Here is a 21,590-nt window from a genome sequence, read left to right as displayed (position 1 = left end):
ACTCCTAATCCAATTGAATGCGGATGCCCCTGCCGCCGTTGAGCAGGCGCCTCAGGTGAAATCCGGCGAGAGGATCATCGGCGTGCGCGCCGACCAATGCTGCAAAGGCCGGCATGGCCGCCGCGTCGCCGGCTTCCATCTTGGCAAAGGCCTCGGAATAACGCGCCGCCTCGGGCGCCTCGAACTTTTCACGCGGCAGCGGCTCGAACGCGCGCAGCGGCTCGCTGCGTCCGCGCAGCATCAGATCGCCGACGGGACGCCCCTGAAAATTCCTGGCTGCCTCGGCGACACTGGAGCTGACACAGATGCGCGTGCCCAGCTGCTTGTTGGCGGCTTCAAGCCGCGCCGCGATGTTGATCGTGTCCCCATACGCTGTGTAATCGAAGAAGCGATTGCCGCCGAAATTTCCGACCAGTGCGGAGCCTGCGTGAATGCCGATGCGGGTTATGCCGAACTTCACACCCTTTGCGCCCTGCCGTGCGCAAAAATTCTGCGCCCAGGCATCGAGATCGTGGGCGCAGGCGACCGCACGCGTCGCGTAGTCAGGCTGATCACCGGGCGCATTGAACAGTACCTGGATCGCGTCGCCGATGATTTTTGCGACCGTCCCGTCATGCGCGAAGACCACTTCGGTCATCCCGCCGACATATTCGTTGAGAAGCGCGCCCAGCGTCTCGGGCGGCGCGCTTTCGACCAGCGAGGTAAAGCCGGTGATATCGGTGAAAATGGTCGCGACATCGCGCCACTGCACCTCGATCCCCTCGCCCTCGCCGCCCGCAGCCAGACGCTTGGCAAGCTCCGGCGAGAAGTGACGCGACAATGCAGCGTGGGCTCGCTCGGCCTCCGCTTGACGGCGCCTCACTTCGCGCAACATCTCGATGTGGCGAAGGGTCTTTTCGATCGTGGTTTCCAGGTCGGCGAAGTCGATCGGTTTGGTCAGGAAGTCGAACGCGCCGCGGTTCATGGCGGTGCGGATGTTGCTCATGTCGCCATAGGCCGAAACGATGATGGTCGACTTCTTGTCCTCGGCTTCCTGCAGCTTCTGCAGCAGCGACAGCCCGTCCATCCGGGGCATGTTGATGTCGGAAACCACCATGTCGACTTGCGGGTTCTGCTCAAGCGATTCCAGCGCCTCCAGGCCGTCGCGCGCGAATATGATGGCGACAAGCCCGTCGCGAATCTTCCTGCGGAATTTCTGCAGGATCAGCGCCTCGAGGTCGGCCTCGTCGTCGACGAAGAGGATGGTCGGAGTCATGCCGCCTGCTCGAGCCTCGTGTCGATCTGCTGGCGCAGCAGCGCAAAATCGATCGGCTTGGTGAGGAGCCCGGTGGCGCCGCGCTCGATCGCCTTGCGACGCGTCTCGGCATCGCCGTACGCCGTGATCATGATGACCGGAACATGCGGATGCTCGGCGCGCACCCTGGGCAACATGTCGAGCCCGCTCATGCCGGGCATGTTGATATCGGACAGGATCAGGATCAACGAGGGGTCGCGAACCTCGGCCGCGAGCTTCAGCGCATCGGGCGCCGAGGGCGCGAACTCCATCTGGAAACGGCCGGCACGCAGGTCGCGCCGGAATTGCTGCCGGAACAGCGCCTCGACATCGGGCTCGTCATCGACGACCAGGATGTAAACGTTCACGTCTTGCCTCCGGAGGTACCGCCTGCCGCCATGACGCGCGGCAAGGTGATGATGAATTCGGTGAATACACCGGGCTCAGATTTCACGTCGATCGTGCCGCCGTGCTGTTTCACGACGATGTCATGACTCATGGACAGACCAAGCCCGGTACCCTCGCCGGCCGGCTTGGTGGTGAAGAAGGGATTGAACATCTTCTCCTTCACGTCCTGCGGAATGCCTGTGCCGTTGTCGCGGATCCGGATCTCGACCTTGCCGCCGAGATTCTTCGTCGCGGCGCTCAGGGTCGGCTCGAATCCATCCGCGGCGCTTTCCTTGCGCTTGGTCGCAGCATAGAAGCCGTTCGAGATCAGATTGAGGAAGACGCGGGTGATCTCCTGCGGATAGACGTCGGCCATCCCCGCGGTCGGATCGAGGTCGCGCTGGAGTGTCACGTTGAACGATGGCCGTTCGGCGCGCGCGCCGTGATAGGCCAGATTGAGGCTCTCCTCCACGATCGCATTGATGTCTGCGGGGCGATGCTCGCCGGAGCCCTCGCGCGAGTGCAGCAGCATATTCCTGACGATGGAATCGGCGCGCTTGCCGTGCTGCACCACTTTTTCGAGATTCCCCCGCAGCATGCCCGCCAGCTCGTCCACCTCGTCCTTCGTCTTGCCGTCGAGCGATGCCGTTTGCAGGATCTCGTTGAGCTCGTCGATCAGCTCGGTCGAGACTGACGAGAAATTATTGACGAAGTTGAGCGGGTTCTTGATCTCGTGGGCGATGCCAGCCGTGAGCTGGCCGAGCGAAGCAAGCTTCTCGGTCTGGATCAGGCGGCCCTGAGCCGCGCGCAACTCATCAAGGGACTGCGAGAGCTCCATCGTGCGCTTGCGCAACTCATCGAGCAGCCGCGCATTCTCGATGGCGATGACTGCCTGATTGGCGAAACTGGTCACCAGACCGATTTGCTTGTCGGTAAAGAAGCGAACATCCTGCCGGAAAATTGCGATCACACCAATGAAATCGCTTTCCCTGAGCATCGGCACAAGCAGGATGGTCCGGGCGCCTCCAAGATCAGCCAATTCCACGATCGGCCGAAAGCCCGCCAGGTAATCCGGCTCCCGCCTGACGTCCTCGACGTGAACCAACCGCCGCGTCGATGCGACCCGACCCAACGGATCGGACGGAGGCGGGACGATGACCGGCGCGCGTGCAAATGTTTCTGCAAAGGCCGGAGGCAGGTCCGATACCGACACACAGCGGAAACCACCATTTTCGAACAGGAACAAATTGCCGAATTTGGCGTCGCAGATGAGGGTCGCCCGCTCGATGATGGTCTGGAATACCGGGCTCAGATCGCCAGGCGAACGGCTGATGACCTGAAGGACCTCGGAAGTCGCGGTCTGATGCAGCAACGACTCAGTCAACTCCGCCGTCCGTTGCTCGACCTTCTTTTCCAGGTCCGCATAGGATTCCTGCAGCCGTGCGCCCATGTCGTTGAACTGGTCCGCGAGCCCTTCGAGCTCGTCACCGGTCTTGATGTTGATGCGCTGTGAGAAGTCGCCGCCGCCGATCCGCTCGGCGCCGCTGCGCAGCGCCTGGATCGGCCCGACCATGCGGCGGGCGAGAAAAATCCCAGCGAGCACCGCGAAGATTGACGCCGCGAGCAATACGATCGCAAGCCGCTGCAACGAGGCATAGAGCGCCGCATACGCCTCCTCGACCGGCAGCTCGACGAACATGGTCCAGCCGAGCGGGGCGATCGGCGCGGACGCCGTCAAAACCTTCTGCCCCTGGATGTTGGTCGCTTCCTGCAAGGCGTCCGGCATGACGCCGCCGCCGGCGAGCGCAGCGCGCACCTGCGCCAGTCCCGACAGGTCGGTGTTGCGCAAAACCAGGCTGATATCGGGATGCGCGATCAGGCGCCCCTCCGGGCCGACCACATAGGCATGTCCGTGCTCGCCGACCTTGATCTGGGATACGACATCCCAAATCAGCTTGAGATTGACCTCCGCAATGCTGACGCCCGCATCCTTGCGGGCGCCGGCCTGCGCCAGCGTCATGTAGGGCTCCGACTCGCGACGAAAATAGACTGGTCCGTAATAGACCTTGTGCGCGACGGCTTCGGTGAACTTCGGATCGCTCGACAGATCGATGCCGCTGTCGATCGCGTCCATCGCCAGCCGCGAAACGCGAAGGCGCTCTCTGCCGGTCGAATCCACCTGGGCGAGCTCGGTGATCGCGGGCACTTGACGCAGCAGCCGCAGCGCGTCGAACCGGCGCGGCTCGATTGCCTTGCTGCGCGTCTCCGCATCGCCCGCAGACCACGGCAGTTGCGTGGTCCAGCCGAGCTGGCTCTCGATCTCCTTGACGAACTGGCTGATCTTGGCGGCTGCCGCCTCGGCCTGCTCGTGCTGGACCCGGATCAGCGAAGCCTTGTGCTCCCGATAGTAGAACAGGACCTCGAACAGGCCATTGGCCAGCAGCGCGACGGCGACCACGGCCACGAACAGCGCGACATATTTGGTGAACAGCCGCGTCCTGATCCCCCGTCCCGCCTCTCCGGACGCGACGCCATCCGCGGCCGCACGCGGCAGCGGCCTGGCTTGTGGGGTGCCTGGATGGACGGAAATGCTCATTGCCCCAAGCCTAGCAAGAAGGCCGGACCTTGTCTCTCGCCGCAGCGCACAAGGTTACTCGATCACCTCGTCGGCAAGTGCCAGCATGGTCGGGGGAATTTCAAGTCCGGTCGCTTTCGCCGTCTTGAGATTGAGCACCAGGGGATAGCGGGTCGGCAGTTCGAATGGCAGGTCGCCGGGGTTAGCCCCGTTGAAAATGCGGGCGACCAGCGCGGCCGCTCGCTCGAAGGATTCCGAGGAATCCGCGCCATAGGACATCAGACCACCGTCGCGGGCGAATTCGTCGAATTCGTAGATCGCCGGTAGCTTTCGGAGAGCGGCGAACTCGAACACGCGCTCGCGATTGAGAATGGTCAGCGCATCCGCCACCATCAGAATGCCATCGGGCAAATCGTTGTTCATCGCCGAAAAGGCTTCGTCGAAATCGTCGGGCTCGCGCACGCCGAGCGCCTGCACGGTGAGTCCAAGCGCCTGGGCCGCCTTCGCGGACGCCTGATAACGCATGGTCATGCCGAGGTCGTCCTTGTTCCAGAGCATCGCGACCTTGGTCAGTTTCGGCGACAGCTCCTTGAGCAGCGACAGCCGCTTGGCGCTGAGTGTCGCTGCGACGTCCGAAATGCCGGTGATCTTGCCGCCTGGATGCGCCAGGCTCTCGATCAGCTTGGTTTCGACGGGATCACCGACGCCACTGGCCGCGACAGTGGCAATGCCGGCCGCTTTGGCGGCCATGGCGGTCGGGTAGCCAATGATCACGATGACGTCGACGTTCTTGGCCTTCAGCTCTGCGATCAACGCGGGCAGCATCGCGACGTCGCCAAGTGCGCCCCGCGCTTCGAAGGTCAGGTTAAGGCCGAGCTTGAAACCGCGCTCTTCGAGAACCTTGATCAGGATCTTGCCGCCCCGGCTGTCCGCCGTAATCGGAGCGATTGGCGTCACCGTCCCCAGGCGATAGAGGCGGCCTGGCGCATCGGCCGACGCCATGCCCGGGCGCGCCAAGGCCGCCCCGCCAAGCACTGCCAGAAATTCGCGCCTCTTCATCCGACAACCCGCCTCAAGCGCACAATTACGGCGCTGCAGCGATCATACTACGAAATATCGCGCGACAAAAAAAAGCGGCAACAGCGATGGCTGTTGCCGCTTCGCACGCAAATCGAGCCCTGGTCAGGTCGGCCGGAGCACTTTGGAGTCGAGATCAACCTCGTTGACCTGCTTATTCCGCTCGGAATCAGCCGCCGCACGATGATCGGTCGCCAGCACGACGTAGACCGCCGGTAGCACGAACAGCGTGAACAGCGTGCCGATCGACATGCCCGCGACGACGACGAGGCCGATCGAGAAGCGGCTGGCCGCGCCGGCGCCGGACGCGGTCAGCAGCGGGATCAGGCCGGTGACCATCGCGGCCGTCGTCATCAGGATCGGCCGCAGTCGGATACGGGCCGACATTTCGATGGCCGAGCGGCGGTCGAGCCGCTCGTTGACCTGGAGCTCATTGGCGAACTCCACCATCAGGATGCCGTGCTTGGTGATCAGGCCAACCAGGGTAAGCAGGCCGACCTGGGTGTAGATGTTCATGGTCGCAACGCCAAAGAACAGCGGGATCAGCGCTCCCACGATCGCCATCGGCACCGAGATCATGATCACCAGCGGGTCACGCAAGCTCTCGAACTGCGCCGCGAGCACCAGGAAGATGATGATCAGTGCGAAACCGAAGGTGATCGCGAGCTGATTGCCTTCCTGCACGTACTGCCGACTGTCCGCGAGATAGTCGTGGCTGAAGCCCTGGGGCATCTTCTTGGCCTCGCCCTCGAGGAAGTCGACAGCCGCACCGACGGTCACGCCGGGCATCGGCACCGCCGAGAACGTTGCCGAGTTCAGCTGATTGTAGTGCGTCAGCGAATTCGGATCTGTCCTGGTCTGAATCGACACCACCGTCGACAGCGGGAGCTGCTGGCCGGAATTCGTCGTGACATAGTAGTTGCCAAGCGCCTCCGGCGAGAGCCGTTGGCTGCGCGGCACTTGCGGGATCACCTGGTAGGACCGGCCCTCGAGATTGAAGCGGTTGATGTAGTTGCCGCCCAGCAGCACGGCCAGCGCGCTGCCGAGGTTCTGCATGTTGACGCCGAGATCCTGTGCTTTGCTGCGATCGATCTTCACCGTCACGGTCGGCTGATTATAGGCGAGATCGCTGTCGGAAACGATAAACATGCCGCTCTTGCGCGCGGCGTCCTTCAGCTTCTCCATCTGCTCGAAGACGGCTTGGAAGCCCGCGGTCGAGTTGATCACCATCTGCACCGGCAGACCGCCAGGTCCGCCCGGCAGCGGCGGCAGGTTGAACGCAAAGGCCTGCACGCCCTCGATCTTGGAGAGCTCGGCCTGCACCAGCGGTTTCAGCGCGATCGACGAGCGCTTGCGCTCATCCCATGACTTCAGCAGCATGCCGGCGATGCCACCCTGCGGGCCGTTGATGCCGTTCAGCACGAAACGGAGATCGGTCTCGGGGAACTTCTGGAATTCCTTGTCGAGCTTGTCACCGTAGAAATCGACATAGTCGATGTTCGCGTATTTCGGCGCCTTGGTCACCGCGAAGACGATGCCCTGGTCTTCCTCGGGCGCCAGCTCTTTCGAGGTGTGCATGTAGAGGAAGCCGACAAGGCCGAGGATCGTCACAGCGAACAGGCCGGTGATGGCCTTGTAGTCGAGGGAGCGGTCGAGCCTGCGGCCATACCAGCGGGTCAGCGCGCCGAACACCTTGTTGACAAGCTTGGCGAAACGGCCCTCTTCGGTGTTCTTTAGCAGCACCGAGCACATCATCGGCGACAGCGTCAGCGCGATCACGCCGGACACGATCACCGAGCCCGCGAGCGTGAAGGCGAATTCGCGGAACAGCGAGCCGGTGAGACCGCCGAGGAAGCCGATCGGGGCATACACTGCGGCAAGGGTGATGGTCATCGAGACGACGGGACCGACGATTTCCCGCGCGCCCTCCAATGAGGCCTGTACCGGTGTCTTCCCTTCTTCCAGATGCCGATGGATGTTCTCCACCACCACGATGGCGTCGTCGACCACGAGGCCGATTGCGAGCACCATCGCGAGCAGTGTCAGCAGGTTGAAGCTGAAGCCCAACATCAGCATCAGAGTGCAGACGCCGATCATCGACAGCGGAATGGTGACAACCGGAATGATGACGGAGCGGAACGACGCCAGGAACAGGAAGATCACCACGATGACGATCACGATGGCTTCGCCCAGCGTCTTCTCGACCTCGTCGATCGACGACTGAATGAACTTGGTCGAATCGTAGGCGACCTTCATCTTCATCGATGGCGGCAAATTGCGCTCGAGCTCGGGGAACAGCGCACGCACGCCTTTCACCAGCGTCAGCGGGTTGCCCTGAGGTGTCGCGTTCACGCCGATGAAGATCGCGTGCTCGCCGTTGAAGGCGACGCTCGCATCCGTGCTCTGCGCGGCGAGCTCGACGCTCGCGATGTCCTCCATCCGCACAAAGCCGCCGTCCTTGGCCTTGACGATCATCTTCTTGAACTGTTCGACGTTACCGAGGTCGGTATTCGTCGAGATATTCGAGACGATCAAATAGCCCTTGGTCTGGCCTGCCGCGGACTGGAAGTTGTTGGCGGCGATCGCCGAGGCGACGTCGGCTGGCGACACGTTGCGGCCGGCCATCTTCACCGGATCGAGCCACAGCCGCATCGCAAAGTTCTGGGCGCCGAGAATGTCGGCGGATGCCACGCCATCGACGGTCGACAGCACCGGTTGCACCACGCGCGTGAGGTAGTCCGAGATCGCCGACCCCGACAGCTCGTCCGACGAGAAGCCGAGATACATCACGGCCGTAGTCTGGCCGGTGGTCTTGGTGACGATCGGGTCGTTGGATTCCTTCGGGATCAGATATTTGACCGAGTTCGTCTTGGCCAGCACTTCGGTGAGCGCCTGGTTCGGATCGAAGTTCAGCTTGATGTAAACCTGGATCGTCGAGGTGCCGAGCACCGAGGACGAGGTCATGTAGTCGACGCCTTCGGCGGAAGCGACCGCCTGCTCGATCGGCGTGGTGATGAAGCCCTGGATCAGTTCCGCGGACGCGCCGGGATAGACGGTCGTGATGTTGATGACCGTGTTCGAAAGCTTCGGGTACTGCCGGATCGGCAGCACCATCGCCGCGCGCAGGCCGATCAGCAGGATCAGCAGGCTGACGACGACCGACAGGACCGGGCGTTTGATGAAAATATCAGTAAAGCGCATCGCAACGATCTCGATTCGATCTCGATTTCTTGGGCTTATGAAGCATGATCCGGCTTTGCCGGATCATGCGAGCGCATTGTCAGTAGCGTGGCGGCTGCGCCGGAATTGCCGGAGCCGGATCTGTTGAAATCGACACGGCAGAGCCCGACTGCAGCTTGAGCTGGCCGACGGCAACGACCTTGTCGCCCGGCTTCAAGCCTTTGATAATTTCAGCACGACCATCGACCCGGTTGCCGGTCTGCACGAAGGTGCGCACCGCACTCAGGCTGGTCTTGCCGTCCTCTTCCTTCTTCTCGGTGATCACGAACACGGAGTCGCCGTACAGCGTGTAGTCGACCGCGGTCTCGGGCACGGTGACCACCGCCGGCTTGTCCGGCAGCACCACCGTGGTGGTCACGAACATGCCGGGCTTCAGGATCTTTTCCGGATTGGAGACCGTCGCCTGCACGCGGATGTTGCGCGTATCGGCCGCGACCTGCGGCTCGATCGTGGTGACCTTGGCGTCGAAGACGCGGCCGGGATAGGCGTCGACCTTCAGTCGGACGGCCTGTCCGACCTTGAGGTTGGCGGAATCCTTTTCCGTCACCGTGAAGTTGGCCCACAGCTCCGACAGATCGGTGAGCGAGACGATCGCCGTGCCGGCGGTCAGATACTGACCGACCTCGACCTTGCGGACGCCGAGATCGCCGGAGAACGGGGCGCGAACCAGCTTCTGCGAGATCAGCGCTTCGGTCTTGGCGATACCGGCCAGCGCCTGGTCGTAGGCGGCCTGTGCGGAATCGACGGTCGCCTGCGGACCGAACTGGCGCGACGCCAGCTGCTTGGCGCGGTCGAGCGACAGCTGCGCGACCGTTGCCTGCGCCTTGTAGTTGGCGAGGTCACCCTGGTCCGGCGCGTCGAACAGCTGCACCAGCGGCATGCCGGCTTCGACATGGGCGCCTGGCTCGAACTTGATCTCGGTGACGCGGCCGTTGACGTCGGCGGCGACGTCGACCTGGTGCACGGCGGCGAGGCCGCCGACAGCGGTGAGCAGGTTCGGTACCACCTCGGACTTCGCTTCCGCCGCGCTGACTACGGTCGGCGGCGGCTTGTTGTTGGCGAAGAACTGCTTGATCATCTGGCCACGGAAATAATTGAACCAGACGAGACCACCGACCAGCGCGCCCAGGAGCGTGCCGACGATGATGAACCAGAGCACCGGCCGAACCGGACGCTTGGGGGCCTTGCTGTCGATCGGTTCGCCCGAAATCTTGTGTTCGGCTACGATGTTCATTGTCATGCGCTTTCTGCAATCGCCGTCTTGCCGGCACCCGCGGCCTGATCGCGGCCGAGATGCGAAGCAATTGCGGCGTCGTTAAGTCCGATGCCTCTCAAGAGAAACTCACAGAGCTGCCGCTCCAGATCGTTCGCCCTGCCATAAGCGAGACAGGGTACGGACGGCAGCCTGGTCAGCGCAGCGGTCATCACCGTATGATGCGCAAACCAGAACAGATTGAGCGGTTCGCTGCCACTCGCCCGCGCATCGCCGGCGGCGACCGCGCGTTCGAGCGAGGCGACGAAGACCGCTCCGATCAGCGTCTCGATCTTGGCATATAGCAAACGAGCGAATTCGCCGTCATCCAGATGACTGGTGGCCATCAGTCGCAGGCGCTGGGCCTCCTCCTGGTCGGGGCCGTCGACGATCAGCAGGAAATGCTGGACCATGCCGCAGATCAACTCAACCAGAGTGGCCGTCGACGGCTCGCGCTCGAGCAGCTCCATGAGCGCCGGGTCCGCCTCGCATTCGTCGCTGAGGATTTCGGCATAGAGCGCCGCCTTGGACGGGAAATGCTTGAACAGCAGCGCCTCGGAAATGGCAGCAGCCGCCGCCACGCTCTTCGTCGTGGTGCCGGTATAGCCGTGCCGGGCAAAGCAGCGTTTCGCGGCTCCGAGGATCAATTGACGCCTCAGGTCGCTCGTCATACGCAATGAGCTCATGCTAGTGAGTAAGCACTCACCCACGCCAAAGTCAAGCAAAATGGTGCGACGCAACCTAGGTGGGTGGGGATCTGTTGGAAATTGGTCACAGCTTACCTCCGCGAGGGGAACGTCGCCCGCGGGGAACGAGATCAGGGACCGGCGTCAGATCGGCTGAAAGCCGAGGTCGCCGCGGATCCGGTTGACGATGTAGGTCCCGTCCCTGCTCGGCAAGATCCGCTCCACGCTGGCGCTGTCGATCTTCACATTGGCAAAGCGCGGCCCCGCCGAGAGGTCGTGGACGGTCTTGGCGAAGGCTTCCACCTCCGCCATGGTCGAGATCGCGCAAGCGTCGGCGATGCCGCAGGCCCTGGCGACGCCGACGAGGTCGGCCGCAGCCGACGTATGGCTGGTCTGGCCACCGGTCTCGCCATAGGCCTCGTTGTCGAGAACGACGATCGAGAGGTTGGACGGCTTCTGCAGGCCGATGGTGGCAAGGCTGCCCATCCCCATCAGCATCTCGCCGTCGCCGGTGATGACCAGCACAGGCAGCTTCGGCTGCGCCAGCGCCAGGCCCAGCCCGATCATCGCAGCCCCGCCCATACCGCCCCAGAGATAGAAATTGCGGGCGTGGTCGCCGGCGGCGGTGATGTCGTTGGTGGAGGCACCGAGGCCGCCGATCGCAACCACGTCCTTGCGGTTCGCAAGCAGCGCGGACACCACTTGGCGGCGGTCGAGGAGATTGGCCTTGCTCATCTGGTGAAAACCTTGGCGCCGATCAGGCGTTGCGACAGCAGGACGGCGGTGGGCGTCAGCGCGTTGTAGGCTTGCGCCGCGGCCGCCTCCAACACCGCCGGCACCTCGGCTGCGTTCGAGGCGCGCAGCACCTTGATGCCGGACAGTTCGAGCACGCCCTGCGTGGTCGAACCCATCGGCACCTGCCACGGATTGAACTCGCCCCACTCGCCGCGCATTGTCACGAGGGTGAGGAACGGAAAGCGCAGGATCGGGATCAGCGACAACATGTTGATGCAATTGCCGACGCCGCTCGATTGCATCAGCAGCACACCACGCTGGCCGCCGGTCCAGGCGCCGGCGAGCAATGCGACGCCTTCCTCCTCCGTCGTCAGCGGAATGCCCCGCATCGTGGACGAGCCCAACACGCGCTGGATCAGCTTCGAATGGCCAGCATCGGGCACGTAAGGTACCTGCCGCACGTCGAAGCGTTGCAAGGTCGCAAAAATATCGTCCGGCCAGTTCGGGGCCGTGTCGGAAGCGTCAGCGCGGGCGTGCATTTTCCTGTCCGGTCGGCTAGCAAATCACAGCGAGACTGTAGACGGTGACCAGCACGGCTCGAAAGAGCGAAAACGGCATATCGGTCTCAACCGGCGAGTATGGCGCATGAACGCAGATGCGAAAGAACTGGCGGCCAATTTCGATCTGGCGAAGCTGACGAGCGAATTCTACGACGATCCCTACCCGACTTATCGTGCACTGCGGGAGAACGAGCCGGTCAAACGCCTGCCGAGCGGCACCGTGTTCCTGACCCGCTACGACGACCTCGTCACCACCTACAAGAACACAAAATCGTTCAGCTCGGACAAGAAGCGCGAGTTCGCGCCGAAATATGGCGACACCCCGCTCTACGAGCACCACACGACGAGCCTCGTCTTCAACGATCCGCCCGCGCACACCCGCGTGCGGCGCCTGATCATGGGCGCGCTGTCGCCGCGCGCGATCGCGGGGATGGAGCCTGACATCGTTAGGCTGGTCGACGGCCTGCTCGACGCCATCGCCACCAAGGGTGATTGCGAGCTGATCGAGGATTTCGCCGCCTCCATCCCGATCGAGGTGATCGGTAATCTGCTCGACGTCCCCCATGAGGAGCGCGTGCCATTGCGCGACTGGTCGCTGGCGATCCTTGGCGCGCTCGAGCCTGTCGTATCGCCCGAGGTCGCTGCGCGCGGCAACAAGGCGGTGACGGATTTCCTTGCCTATCTCGAAACGCTGGTCGCGCGCCGGCGTCAGAAGCCCGGTAATCCCGAGCGCGACGTGCTGACGCGCCTGATCCACGGTGAAGACAGCGGTGAGCGGCTGACGGAGAAGGAGTTGCTGCACAATTGCATCTTCCTGCTCAACGCCGGCCACGAGACGACCACCAATCTGATCGGCAACGGCCTCGTCGCGCTGCATCGGAATCCGGACCAGAAGCAGCGGCTGATCGACAATCCAGATCTCATCAAGACCGGCGTCGAGGAGATCCTGCGCTACGAAAGCTCGAACCAGCTCGGCAATCGCATGACGACCGAGCGCATCGAGCTTGGCGGCGTCATGCTCGAGGCCGGCACGTCGGTGACGCTGTGCATTGGAGCTGCCAACCGCGACCCCGCGCAGTTTCCCGACCCTGAACGGTTCGACGTCGCGCGCACGCCGAACCGGCACCTGGCGTTTGCCACCGGCGCGCATCAATGCGCCGGCATGGCGCTGGCCCGGCTCGAAGGCGCAATTGCGATCGCGCGTTTCCTGGCGCGCTTCCCGGACTATGCCGTCAGCGGCCAGCCGGTGCGCGGCGGCCGCGTCCGGTTCCGCGGCTTCCTGAGCGTGCCCTGCTCCATCGGCTGACGAGGATGTCATGAACATCGACGAGATCCGCGAGCGCTGGGCCGATCCGCTGCTGACCGGATTGACCGCCCTGGTCATGATCATGATGTTCGTGGTCGCCCCGCTCCAGGCGCTGGGGATTTTTGCGTTTCAGGCCTCCGAGCTGGTGCTGGCACTGCTGCTGGTCGTCGGCATCTTTGTGATCTCGGGAAGCCCCGTCGCGGTCGCGGCGATGCTGATCGCGCTTGCCATGATCGTGACCGGGGCGATCCTGCGGATACGTTCGCCCTCCATCCTCGACCTCAATCTGTTCGCCGGCTCCTGGTTCATCGTCGGCACCACGATGGCCTGGGTGGTGGCGCGCGCCACCTTCGCGCCGGGCCGCATCACCTATCATCGCGTGATCGGCGCGGTGCTGCTCTACATGACGATCGCGGTGATCTTCTCGGCGCTGTACACCTTCATGGGCTCACTGGTGCCGAACGCGTTCGCCGGCATGAAGGTGGAGGACAGCCCGGCGCTGGCGAGCCAGGTGATCTATTTCAGCTTCGCGACGCTGACGACGACCGGCTATGGCGACGTCGCGCCGGTGCATCCGATCGTGCGCAGCCTGTGCAACATCGAGGCGGTGTTCGGTCAGCTCTATCCGGCAACGCTGCTGGCAAGGCTCGTCACGCTGGAGATCGCGCACCGCGATCAGGACTCCTGAATCGGCTTGGCCAAACAAAAATGTCGAAAACAACCCCATGCACAGTAGCTGGTAGCTCGGCCGAAAATGCCCTGCGGATCCGCCGAACCATTTGACATTTCGAGAAAATCAGGCGGCATTGCGCATGAGGACTTCCAAGCAGGCAGGCTGATACCCAAATCAGTTTGAGCGCAGTAGGTCGGCGCCGGCGCGCAGCAATGGAGTGACGAAGATGAACTCGTCGGTCATTGATTTCCTCGCAACGGAAGCACGCTTTGGCGCCCAGAATTACCAGCCGATCGGGGTCGTCCTGACGCGCGGCGAAGGTGTCTGGGTCTGGGATACCGAAGGCAACCGGTATCTCGATTGCCTCTCCGCCTATTCCGCGGTCAGCCAGGGCCACTGCCATCCCAAGATCCTGGCGGCGATGGTGGAACAGGCGCACCGGCTGACGCTCACCTCACGCGCGTTCCACAACGACCAGCTCGCCCCGTTCTACGAAGAGATCGCGGCGCTGACGGGCTCCCACAAGGTGCTGCCGATGAACAGCGGCGCCGAGGCGGTCGAAAGCGCGATCAAGTCGGTGCGTAAATGGGGCTATGAGGTGAAAGGCGTGCCGGACGGCCAGGCCGAGATCATCGTCTGCGCCGACAATTTCCACGGACGCACGCTGGGAATCGTCGGCTTTTCAACGGACGCCGAGACACGCGGACACTTTGGGCCGTTCGCGCCGGGCTTCAGGATCATCCCGTTCGGCGATGCCGCAGCGCTGGAAGAGGCAATCACGCCAAACACCGTCGCCTTCCTGGTCGAGCCGATCCAGGGCGAAGCCGGCGTCATCATTCCCCCGGCCGGCTATTTCACAGAGGTCCGGGAGCTCTGCACGGCCAACAACGTCATGCTGGTGCTCGACGAGATCCAGACCGGGCTCGGCCGCACCGGCAAGTTGCTCGCCGAGCAGCACGAGGGAATCGAGGCGGACGTGACGCTGCTCGGCAAGGCCTTGTCCGGCGGCTTCTATCCCGTGTCGGCCGTGCTCTCGAACAACGACGTGCTCGGGACACTCCGACCCGGACAGCACGGCTCGACCTTCGGCGGCAACCCGCTGGCCTGCGCGGTGGCGCGCGCGGCGATGCGCGTGCTGGTCGAGGAAGGCATGATCGAGAACGCGGCCATTCAGGGCGCGCGCTTTCTCGAAGGCTTGAAAGACATCCGCGCCAACACGATCCGCGACGTGCGCGGGCGCGGCCTGATGCTGGCGGTCGAGCTGCATCCCGAGGCTGGCCGCGCGCGCCGCTACTGCGAGGCGCTCCAGGGCAAGGGCATCCTCGCCAAGGATACCCATGAGCACACGATCCGCATCGCCCCGCCGCTAGTGATCACCAGCGACGAGGTCGACTGGGCGCTGGAGCAGTTCGCGGCGATCCTGACGCAGGACTTGTCTTGAGAGGGCCGCGTCGGACGATCGCAATGCCGGCCGCGGCCAACAACGAACCATTCCGCCACATGTCTGTGCGCTGAAAGTCGTGGGCGATTGCCAGAGGGCGCGTACTCACACTCTTCGGCAATTTCACACGAACGGCAGGAAGATATCGGGCCGCTTGGGCAGAAGCCGCCGAAAATAGCGCCGTCCTTCTTCCGAAACGGCATTGCTGCCGACAAGGAAATCGTCGGGCATATGGCGTGTCTTGCCAGCCACGCGATCGAGCGGCACGAGCAGAGGTTCGATACGCTCGCCGTCATAATGCAGCACCACCGAGCCGCTGCCGGTTAAGGCGCTTTGCGCGGCAAATGCGCCGGCGTCGAAAGCCTCCTTGCGGTCGGTTTCGTCGATCACGCCGATATAGGCGCGCGGCAGATAGCCCAGCGTGTCGACACGCGCCCTCGCCTTGGGAAAACGCGATTTCAGCGCTTTTTGGATCTCGATGCCGACATCACCGCCAGTCAACTGCAGATTGCCATGGGCGTCGCGCTCGATCGCCTCGCCTGCCAGCGCCTCGGCGAGAGGCCGTCCGGATTCGTCCTGCACTCCCTCGGACATCGAGACAATACACCGGCCCAGCCGGGTGTTAACCGCATCGACGTCGTCGAGGAACTGGACAACCGAGAACGGCCTTTCCGGCGTGTAGATCAGATGCGGAGCATCGTCGGGCGCTTGCTGCCAGCCTGCGGCCGCGGCGGAGAGGAAACCGGCATGGCGGCCCATGACGATGGCCACATAGATGCCGGGCATGGCGCGAAAATCGAGATCTATGCTGACAAAGGCATTGGCCACGAAGGCGGCTGCCGAGATGAAGCGGGGGACGTGATCGTTCTCCATCAGGTCATTATCGATGGTCTTGGGGGCATGCACGAAACGGCAAGGGCCACTTGACTGCTGCCGCAGCAGTTCGAGCGTTCCGGCGGTGTCGTTGCCGCCAATATAGACAAAGGCGCGGGCGTCTAGCCGGTCCAGAGCCGCAAGAATATCGGAGCATGCTCCGGAATCTGGTTTGTCGCGGGTCGATCCGAGAGCCGAATTAGGCGTGTTGCCGAGGCGGCGGAGTTCGGCCTCGGGCATGGTGGTTAGGTCGACGACGTTCCCCGCCGTGAGGCCTCGCACGCCATAGCGCGCGCCCAGAATGCGCATGGACGGATCATGCCTGCGCGCGGCAAGGATGGCGCCACACAAGGTCTGGTTGATCACGGCAGTGGGGCCGCCGCCCTGGGCGATGACGATTGATGGCATGGATCCTCTATGACTTGTTTCCGGCTATGCCGCCCGTGGACTGTGAGAGACGATTGAAGCGAAGATTGGCCAATGCTGCAACGGGCGACCTGCCCTGCAGTATCGTGTCGCGCCCCGGAAAAGCTACAGGCCTGAGCATCATGAATAGCTTAGCTTCCTACAGGGCCGAGATTTGCCCCCAAGCAATTCGAAACGGTTGTAGGAAACAATCAACCCTGGACGAGTCTTTGGCCACGCTCAGCAGCGAGCAGAAGGCGCGCTTCAACACGCTGCAACAGGTCGCAAGCCCGTGAGGGCAGCGTGGCATTCCCTCGTTGCTATTTGCGCACCGGCCGAACGATTTGGGGTGCTTTAAAGCGCGACGAGAACATGCGTGTCCGGGCCGCTTCTCTCGGTGAGACGTGCGCTGACACGGAAAGCAAGCGACAATCCGGTTCCGACCTCACGCGGCGGAGATCGTCTTCGGTTCAGCGTCATTCGCGTCTGCGATCGCTTGAGGCCGCTCTCTCTCATTCGAACTGGTGGCGTTGCATTGTTGGAAGTAGGAAGACAACTCAAGCTCGGCCAGGTGATCCCAGAATTCTGCTTCCGCGAGCAGCTTCCATTTGTTCATGCTGTTGTACGCGGCCTGTTGGCGGCACAGGGAACTCATCGCACGCAACCGTCGCACTTTCTCCACTGCGAACCTCCCTTCGCGCTTACTTGTTTACAAGCGCATTTGTGAGGTCACAGCTTCGCAGATTGAATTGGCGCATGATAGTCCGGTGTTTGACGGTCAATCCATGATAGCGCAATCGTCCGACTTTTCGGCGAACAGTCGGGCCGGTCCGAGGTTTGATCCCGAAACTATTTTGGCCCATCGCATCGGACTGCAAGACCGCCTTCGGGGCGATCTCCTTAATCACCACAATCATCGGGGGGACCGAGCCGAACCACGACGGGCCTTCGGCAGACGTCGGTAGCCTTGCGACGCCAATCATAACGATGGCCCCGACGATTGCGCGTCGGGGCCATTCAAAATCATCAGGCAGGGTACATCCGCCGCGCCCGTTGATCGTTGATGCCACAGATGACCGTATCCGATGTGGCGCAGCCCGTGGCGAGGCTGCGGCATCGGCATGATATCATTCTGCTTGAAAGCTGACGGCTGTCCACCTCTCGTTGGTGGTACTCCAACCGGATCGCCGTTCGATGCGTCGCCGGGCTGATTTCCAACCAAATCCAGCCGGGCACAGCACCGCTGCCAAGGACCGAGATGGGCTATTTCCGGACTAACCACGCGCCCCTAAATCATACTACCCGGCATGAAACAGCGAACAGTGGGACGACCGTCATCATAGTAGGGCCAAACAACCGTTCTCCCGAAGCGGTTGGGTACCTTCACGACCGCAACGTCCGGGACATCAATCCACTCGTCCGCAAGAAAGACCTGGAAATGCCCGTTCCGGCTTCGCCAATCTGTGTCCCGCAAAGTATTTCCGTCGGAAAGAGCGCAGCAGGCCTCTCCTCCTTCGGACTTCAATTGCTCGAACCATCTGTGCATTTCCGGATCGGCTTGCGCGTATCTGCCTTCTGGATCGCGAGCCGCCACGGGGGTGGACATCAGCAGCACTGCCACCATCATCGATCTTACGATGTGGGTATTCTGCAACCGGGCTCGCATAAAAGCCCCCTGTTCAAAATTCAATTGTTTGAACGCGATCACGCCGAGTAATAAACCCGCCTCCAGGTCGATGGAAACGGAGGGAAATGCATCAACGACATCGCCCAGTCGACTTTGAAATGCGCCCGGAGGCCGGGCGCTCGGGCCCAAGTATTCCCTATTCCAACTGAACGGGTTGAAGTCAGCAAGCCTGAATCGCCCGCTCCATCACAACTTGAAGGAATGATGGAGCCTCGAAACGTAGCAATGGTTTTCCGCCAGTTCAACCTGAAGTCAGTTCGACGTGGCTGCGGCCTTCTGTGGAAGTGCAACGACGCTGACCTTTCCCAACGCAATTGAACCTTTGCGGAATGCCTCGGACCAAAAGTTAAGCAGTTCACATGGTTTCAAGTGGACCAAGATTAAGGTGAGTATGGAATTTGTGGTGGGAATATCTCTAATCCAAGAGAGGGGAAATCCCATGAAGAGAATGTTTCTGATGGTGACCGCCATCTCCAGCATTGGAACCATGACGGTCAATCACGCCAACGCATGCGCATTGCAGCGCCCAACTTTCGAAGTTACAGGCTTCCCGATCTCCCGGCATCAAGTAGCGGTGCTCGGCGCGGCCCAGGTGGAGGAGAGTGCGGCTGCACCGACGCTCATGTTAGCCGGGATGCCGGCTTCCTCCAGTCAGATTGCGATTCTGACGCCACACCCGAAAGCACAGAAAATAGTCGAGGCTTCAGCAGATGCCAGCCTGCTCACCGTTGGTGTGGCGAGACCGAGCTTGCGCAGAAGCACGGGAGAGGCATTGTGCGGCTCCGAGTGATCCGCGGATCACGAAGTATCTTGCGCCCCGCCTTCGGGCGGGCTTTTTTTGCGCTTGCACGTGAGCGACAGCCTTATTGGGATCGCATCGACTGCAGAAAACGTACGATCTTCTTTCGATCCTCAACGGACGCAAGACCTCCGTAGGGAGCCATTTTATTCCCAGGAACGACTTCATCTGGATTGGCTATGAAGCGCGCGAGTTTTGCTTCGTCCCAGATGAAATCACTGTCCCTCATCGCTGAAGAGTAATTGTACTCCGGCAGCGATCCTGCTTTCCTTCCAATAATCTGGTGCAAGCTAGGACCGAGACGATTGTCGTCCTTTTGGGTCGAATGGCAAGTTCGACAAGCGTTGTTGAACAACTGCTGCTCTGCGCCTTTCGAGAGAACGTCCTGAGCCGAAAGCGAGGACGACGGTAGGAAGTACAACATTGCGCTCGATATCACGAGGCCCAGCCAGCCGATACGCCTCATGCCAACCTCCCGTCGCCTGCGAAGGGGCGCGCTTCAACACGCAAACAAGCTGCAAGCCCGTGAGGGCAGCGCCCGTGTAAGCTACACCACAGTCTTGTGACGCGCGATGCAGGTGCGGAGCACCTCGTCCATCGGTTTGCCCCACCAGTCGTTGGAGAAGATCTCGATCTCCGAATAGCCGGCAAAACCCTGCGCCTCGACCGCAGCGCGCGCGGATTTGATGTCGATCACGCCGTCACCCATCATGCCGCGGTCGTTGAGGATGTCCCTGGTCGGCACCAGCCAGTCGCAGACGTGGAAGGCGAGCAGGCGGTCCTTGCCGGCGCGCGCGATCTGGCCCATCAGCTCCGGGTCCCACCAGATGTGATAGACGTCGAGCGCGACGCCGAGCATGCCGCTGCGGGCTGGGTCGAGACGATCACAAATGTCGAGCGCCTGCTTTGTGGTGTTCACGCAGGCGCGGTCGGCGGCATAGGCCGGATGCAGCGGCTCGATCGCCAGCGGCAGGTTTGCCTGCTTGGCGTAATCGAGCATGTCCGCAAGGGCCTCCTCGACCTGCCCGCGCGCAGCGACGATATCCTTCGACGCTTCGCTGCCGGGCCGCGAATATTGCGGCAGGCCGCCGACGACGAGAACGATGCAGGGCGCGCCCAGCGCCTTGGCTTCATCGACGCAGCGGCGGTTGTCGTCGCGCACTTCGGTGCGGCGCGACGCGTCCGACGTGAACATGCCGCCGCGGCAATAGCCTGAGAGGTCGAGGCCGGCATCGCGCACGGCGCGGACCGCGCGCTCAAGGCCGACGGTCGCGACCTGGTCGCGCCAGGGATCGATGGCGCGGATGCCGTGCCTGGCACAGGCCTCGATGATCTGAACGAGGTCACCCTGCTTGCGGACCGTCGCCGTGTTCAGCGACAGCCAATGGTGGTCGGACGAGAAATCGCGCATCAGTGTTCGATCCCGTGCGAAGCCAGCACGGTCTTCATCCGCTGCGTCGCCAGTTCCGGATTGGCGAGCAGCCCGGCCTGATCGGCGAGCCGGAACAGTTCGGCCAGGTGCAGCATCGAGCGCGCGCTCTCCTGGCCGCCGACCATGGTGAAATGATCCTGGTGGCCGTTGAGATATGCCATGAAGACGACGCCCGTCTTGTAGAAGCGCGTCGGCGCCTTGAAGATGTGGCGTGACAGCGGCACGGTCGGCCCCAGCACATCGTGGAATCCTGCTTCGTCACCCGCAGCTAACCGCGACAGCGCATAGGACGCTGCCGGCGCGATCGCGTCGAAGATGCCGAGCAGCGCATGCGAGAAGCCCTGTTCGTCGCCAGCTATCAGCTCCGCATAATTGAAATCGTCGCCGGTGTACATCTTGATGCGCTTATCCAGACGACGGCGCATGTCGATTTCGCGCTGCTTGTCGAGCAGCGAGACTTTGACGCCATCGACCTTCGCAGCATTGCCGTTGATGATGGCGACCGCCGTGTCCATCGCCTTGTCGAGGTCCTTGGTCCCCCAATATCCCGTCAGCGCCGGATCAAACATGTCGCCGAGCCAGTGGATGATCACGGGCTCGCGGACCTGCGAGAGCACGCGGTCATAGACTTTTGCGTAGTCGTCGGCGTTGCGGCCGAGCTTGGCCAGCGCGCGCGATGCCATCAGGATGATGCGGCCGCCGACCTTTTCGACCGCCGAGATCTGATCCTCATAGGCGCGGATCACGTCGTCGAGGCTCCTTGCATCCTCGACCGCAAGATGATCCGTGCCGGCACCGGAGAACACCAGCGCGTTGCGCGGCTTGGCGGCGGCGACCGACCGCGTGATCAGCTCCAGCGAGGTCGGCCAGTCCAGCCCCATGCCGCGCTGCGCTGTGTCCATGGCTTCGGCAACACCGAGGCCGAGGTCCCAGACGTGTTCGCGGAAAGCGATGGTCTTGTCCCAGTCGACGGCCACCGAAAGCCAGGGATCGTTGTCGGCGAAGGGATCGACGACCGTATGCACGGCCGAGAAGGCGATGCGGTTCAGCGTGCCTTCGAGCTTCGCTGGAAAGATTCGCGAGGCCGCGAGCCGGTACGTCTCGATCGAGCGATCGGCCTTCGGCAGCTTCAGCGACAATGACGACATTGAAGGAGTAGGATTGGGCAGGACGGGCTTGTTCATGTGTC

Annotated in this window: 19 protein-coding genes; 4 read left to right on the top strand and 15 right to left on the bottom strand. The window is 62.5% G+C overall.

The window, feature by feature from the left end:
- Positions 1-4: 4 nt before the first annotated feature.
- The 9 genes from ACLFLU_RS13625 to ACLFLU_RS13585 all read right to left on the bottom strand — a co-directional run bounded on the left by ACLFLU_RS13625 (position 5) and on the right by ACLFLU_RS13585 (position 11,764).
- Positions 5-1,255, bottom strand: coding sequence for an adenylate/guanylate cyclase domain-containing protein (locus tag ACLFLU_RS13625; RefSeq protein WP_426412688.1), 1,251 nt, complete (start codon positions 1,253-1,255; stop codon positions 5-7).
- Entirely contained in the window at positions 1,252-1,641 is a 390-nt protein-coding gene (locus tag ACLFLU_RS13620) for a response regulator (protein WP_426412687.1), read from the bottom strand. The genes ACLFLU_RS13625 and ACLFLU_RS13620 overlap by 4 nt, the downstream gene beginning before the upstream one ends.
- Entirely contained in the window at positions 1,638-4,256 is a 2,619-nt protein-coding gene (locus tag ACLFLU_RS13615) for an ATP-binding protein (RefSeq protein ID WP_426412686.1), read from the bottom strand. The genes ACLFLU_RS13620 and ACLFLU_RS13615 overlap by 4 nt, the downstream gene beginning before the upstream one ends.
- Positions 4,257-4,310: 54 nt before the next feature.
- Positions 4,311-5,294, bottom strand: coding sequence for an ABC transporter substrate-binding protein (locus ACLFLU_RS13610; protein ID WP_426412685.1), 984 nt, complete (start codon positions 5,292-5,294; stop codon positions 4,311-4,313).
- Positions 5,295-5,417: 123 nt separating this feature from the next.
- Entirely contained in the window at positions 5,418-8,513 is a 3,096-nt protein-coding gene (locus ACLFLU_RS13605) for a MexW/MexI family multidrug efflux RND transporter permease subunit (protein ID WP_426412684.1), read from the bottom strand.
- 79 nt (positions 8,514-8,592) lie between these two features.
- The gene (locus ACLFLU_RS13600; protein WP_426413986.1) at positions 8,593-9,786 is read right to left on the bottom strand and encodes an efflux RND transporter periplasmic adaptor subunit; all 1,194 of its coding nucleotides are present in this window, start codon (positions 9,784-9,786) and stop codon (positions 8,593-8,595) included.
- Positions 9,787-9,788: 2 nt separating this feature from the next.
- Complete coding sequence (locus ACLFLU_RS13595; RefSeq protein WP_426413985.1) at positions 9,789-10,490, bottom strand: TetR/AcrR family transcriptional regulator; 702 nt, start codon at positions 10,488-10,490, stop codon at positions 9,789-9,791.
- Positions 10,491-10,634: 144 nt separating this feature from the next.
- A complete protein-coding gene (locus ACLFLU_RS13590) occupies positions 10,635-11,225 on the bottom strand; it encodes a thiamine pyrophosphate-dependent enzyme (protein ID WP_426412683.1) in 591 nt (196 codons plus the stop codon).
- Complete coding sequence (locus tag ACLFLU_RS13585) at positions 11,222-11,764, bottom strand: phosphonopyruvate decarboxylase (protein ID WP_148748957.1); 543 nt, start codon at positions 11,762-11,764, stop codon at positions 11,222-11,224. Before ACLFLU_RS13585 ends, ACLFLU_RS13590 begins: the two co-directional genes overlap by 4 nt.
- Before the next feature lie 106 nt (positions 11,765-11,870).
- Between ACLFLU_RS13585 and ACLFLU_RS13580 the strand changes: the two genes are divergently transcribed.
- The 3 genes from ACLFLU_RS13580 (at position 11,871) to rocD (ending at position 15,205) form a co-directional block, all read left to right on the top strand.
- Entirely contained in the window at positions 11,871-13,091 is a 1,221-nt protein-coding gene (locus tag ACLFLU_RS13580) for a cytochrome P450 (RefSeq protein ID WP_426412682.1), read from the top strand.
- 10 nt (positions 13,092-13,101) lie between these two features.
- Complete coding sequence (locus tag ACLFLU_RS13575; protein WP_426412681.1) at positions 13,102-13,779, top strand: ion channel; 678 nt, start codon at positions 13,102-13,104, stop codon at positions 13,777-13,779.
- A gap of 211 nt (positions 13,780-13,990) precedes the next feature.
- Positions 13,991-15,205: an ornithine--oxo-acid transaminase gene (rocD, locus tag ACLFLU_RS13570; RefSeq protein ID WP_426412680.1), complete on the top strand. Its 1,215-nt coding sequence runs from the start codon at positions 13,991-13,993 to the stop codon at positions 15,203-15,205.
- Positions 15,206-15,328: 123 nt separating this feature from the next.
- On the opposite strand, the gene ACLFLU_RS13565 is transcribed toward rocD, so the two are convergent.
- The 3 genes from ACLFLU_RS13565 to ACLFLU_RS13555 all read right to left on the bottom strand — a co-directional run bounded on the left by ACLFLU_RS13565 (position 15,329) and on the right by ACLFLU_RS13555 (position 18,299).
- Positions 15,329-16,486 (bottom strand): diphosphate--fructose-6-phosphate 1-phosphotransferase, encoded by a 1,158-nt coding sequence (locus tag ACLFLU_RS13565; RefSeq protein ID WP_426412679.1) that lies wholly within the window; start codon positions 16,484-16,486, stop codon positions 15,329-15,331.
- Between the two features lie 442 nt (positions 16,487-16,928).
- A complete protein-coding gene (locus ACLFLU_RS13560; RefSeq protein WP_426412678.1) occupies positions 16,929-17,165 on the bottom strand; it encodes a hypothetical protein in 237 nt (78 codons plus the stop codon).
- 606 nt (positions 17,166-17,771) lie between these two features.
- Complete coding sequence (locus tag ACLFLU_RS13555) at positions 17,772-18,299, bottom strand: hypothetical protein (protein WP_426412677.1); 528 nt, start codon at positions 18,297-18,299, stop codon at positions 17,772-17,774.
- A 133-nt stretch (positions 18,300-18,432) separates the two neighbouring features.
- Here ACLFLU_RS13555 and ACLFLU_RS13550 point away from each other — a divergent pair, with 133 nt between their 5' ends.
- Positions 18,433-18,960 (top strand): hypothetical protein, encoded by a 528-nt coding sequence (locus tag ACLFLU_RS13550; protein WP_426412676.1) that lies wholly within the window; start codon positions 18,433-18,435, stop codon positions 18,958-18,960.
- A gap of 73 nt (positions 18,961-19,033) precedes the next feature.
- Here the strand turns inward: ACLFLU_RS13550 and ACLFLU_RS13545 are convergent, their stop codons facing one another.
- The 3 genes from ACLFLU_RS13545 to ACLFLU_RS13535 all read right to left on the bottom strand — a co-directional run bounded on the left by ACLFLU_RS13545 (position 19,034) and on the right by ACLFLU_RS13535 (position 21,585).
- The gene (locus ACLFLU_RS13545; RefSeq protein ID WP_426412675.1) at positions 19,034-19,435 is read right to left on the bottom strand and encodes a c-type cytochrome; all 402 of its coding nucleotides are present in this window, start codon (positions 19,433-19,435) and stop codon (positions 19,034-19,036) included.
- A gap of 81 nt (positions 19,436-19,516) precedes the next feature.
- Entirely contained in the window at positions 19,517-20,380 is an 864-nt protein-coding gene (locus ACLFLU_RS13540; protein WP_426412674.1) for a sugar phosphate isomerase/epimerase family protein, read from the bottom strand.
- Positions 20,380-21,585, bottom strand: a complete 1,206-nt coding sequence (locus tag ACLFLU_RS13535) for a dihydrodipicolinate synthase family protein (protein WP_426412673.1) — start codon at positions 21,583-21,585, stop codon at positions 20,380-20,382. The genes ACLFLU_RS13540 and ACLFLU_RS13535 overlap by 1 nt, the downstream gene beginning before the upstream one ends.
- Positions 21,586-21,590 lie beyond the last annotated feature (5 nt).

The sequence above is a fragment of the Bradyrhizobium ganzhouense genome (genome assembly GCF_049949285.1).
In the GTDB taxonomy this organism is placed as follows: domain Bacteria; phylum Pseudomonadota; class Alphaproteobacteria; order Rhizobiales; family Xanthobacteraceae; genus Bradyrhizobium; species Bradyrhizobium ganzhouense.
The sequence above is the reverse complement of the archived record's forward strand: the minus strand, read 5'-3'. Positions and strand labels throughout refer to the sequence as shown.

Coding starts and splice junctions, on each gene's coding strand:
- ACLFLU_RS13580 (WP_426412682.1), top strand. CDS start 11,871: ATGAACGCAGATGCGAAAGAACTGGCGGCCAATTTCGATCTGGCGAAG.
- ACLFLU_RS13610 (WP_426412685.1), bottom strand. CDS start 5,294: ATGAAGAGGCGCGAATTTCTGGCAGTGCTTGGCGGGGCGGCCTTGGCG.
- ACLFLU_RS13540 (WP_426412674.1), bottom strand. CDS start 20,380: ATGCGCGATTTCTCGTCCGACCACCATTGGCTGTCGCTGAACACGGCG.
- ACLFLU_RS13590 (WP_426412683.1), bottom strand. CDS start 11,225: ATGAGCAAGGCCAATCTCCTCGACCGCCGCCAAGTGGTGTCCGCGCTG.
- ACLFLU_RS13595 (WP_426413985.1), bottom strand. CDS start 10,490: ATGAGCTCATTGCGTATGACGAGCGACCTGAGGCGTCAATTGATCCTC.
- ACLFLU_RS13535 (WP_426412673.1), bottom strand. CDS start 21,585: ATGAACAAGCCCGTCCTGCCCAATCCTACTCCTTCAATGTCGTCATTG.
- ACLFLU_RS13615 (WP_426412686.1), bottom strand. CDS start 4,256: ATGAGCATTTCCGTCCATCCAGGCACCCCACAAGCCAGGCCGCTGCCG.
- ACLFLU_RS13585 (WP_148748957.1), bottom strand. CDS start 11,764: ATGCACGCCCGCGCTGACGCTTCCGACACGGCCCCGAACTGGCCGGAC.
- ACLFLU_RS13600 (WP_426413986.1), bottom strand. CDS start 9,786: ATGAACATCGTAGCCGAACACAAGATTTCGGGCGAACCGATCGACAGC.
- ACLFLU_RS13545 (WP_426412675.1), bottom strand. CDS start 19,435: ATGAGGCGTATCGGCTGGCTGGGCCTCGTGATATCGAGCGCAATGTTG.
- ACLFLU_RS13575 (WP_426412681.1), top strand. CDS start 13,102: ATGAACATCGACGAGATCCGCGAGCGCTGGGCCGATCCGCTGCTGACC.
- rocD (WP_426412680.1), top strand. CDS start 13,991: ATGAACTCGTCGGTCATTGATTTCCTCGCAACGGAAGCACGCTTTGGC.
- ACLFLU_RS13605 (WP_426412684.1), bottom strand. CDS start 8,513: ATGCGCTTTACTGATATTTTCATCAAACGCCCGGTCCTGTCGGTCGTC.
- ACLFLU_RS13565 (WP_426412679.1), bottom strand. CDS start 16,486: ATGCCATCAATCGTCATCGCCCAGGGCGGCGGCCCCACTGCCGTGATC.
- ACLFLU_RS13625 (WP_426412688.1), bottom strand. CDS start 1,255: ATGACTCCGACCATCCTCTTCGTCGACGACGAGGCCGACCTCGAGGCG.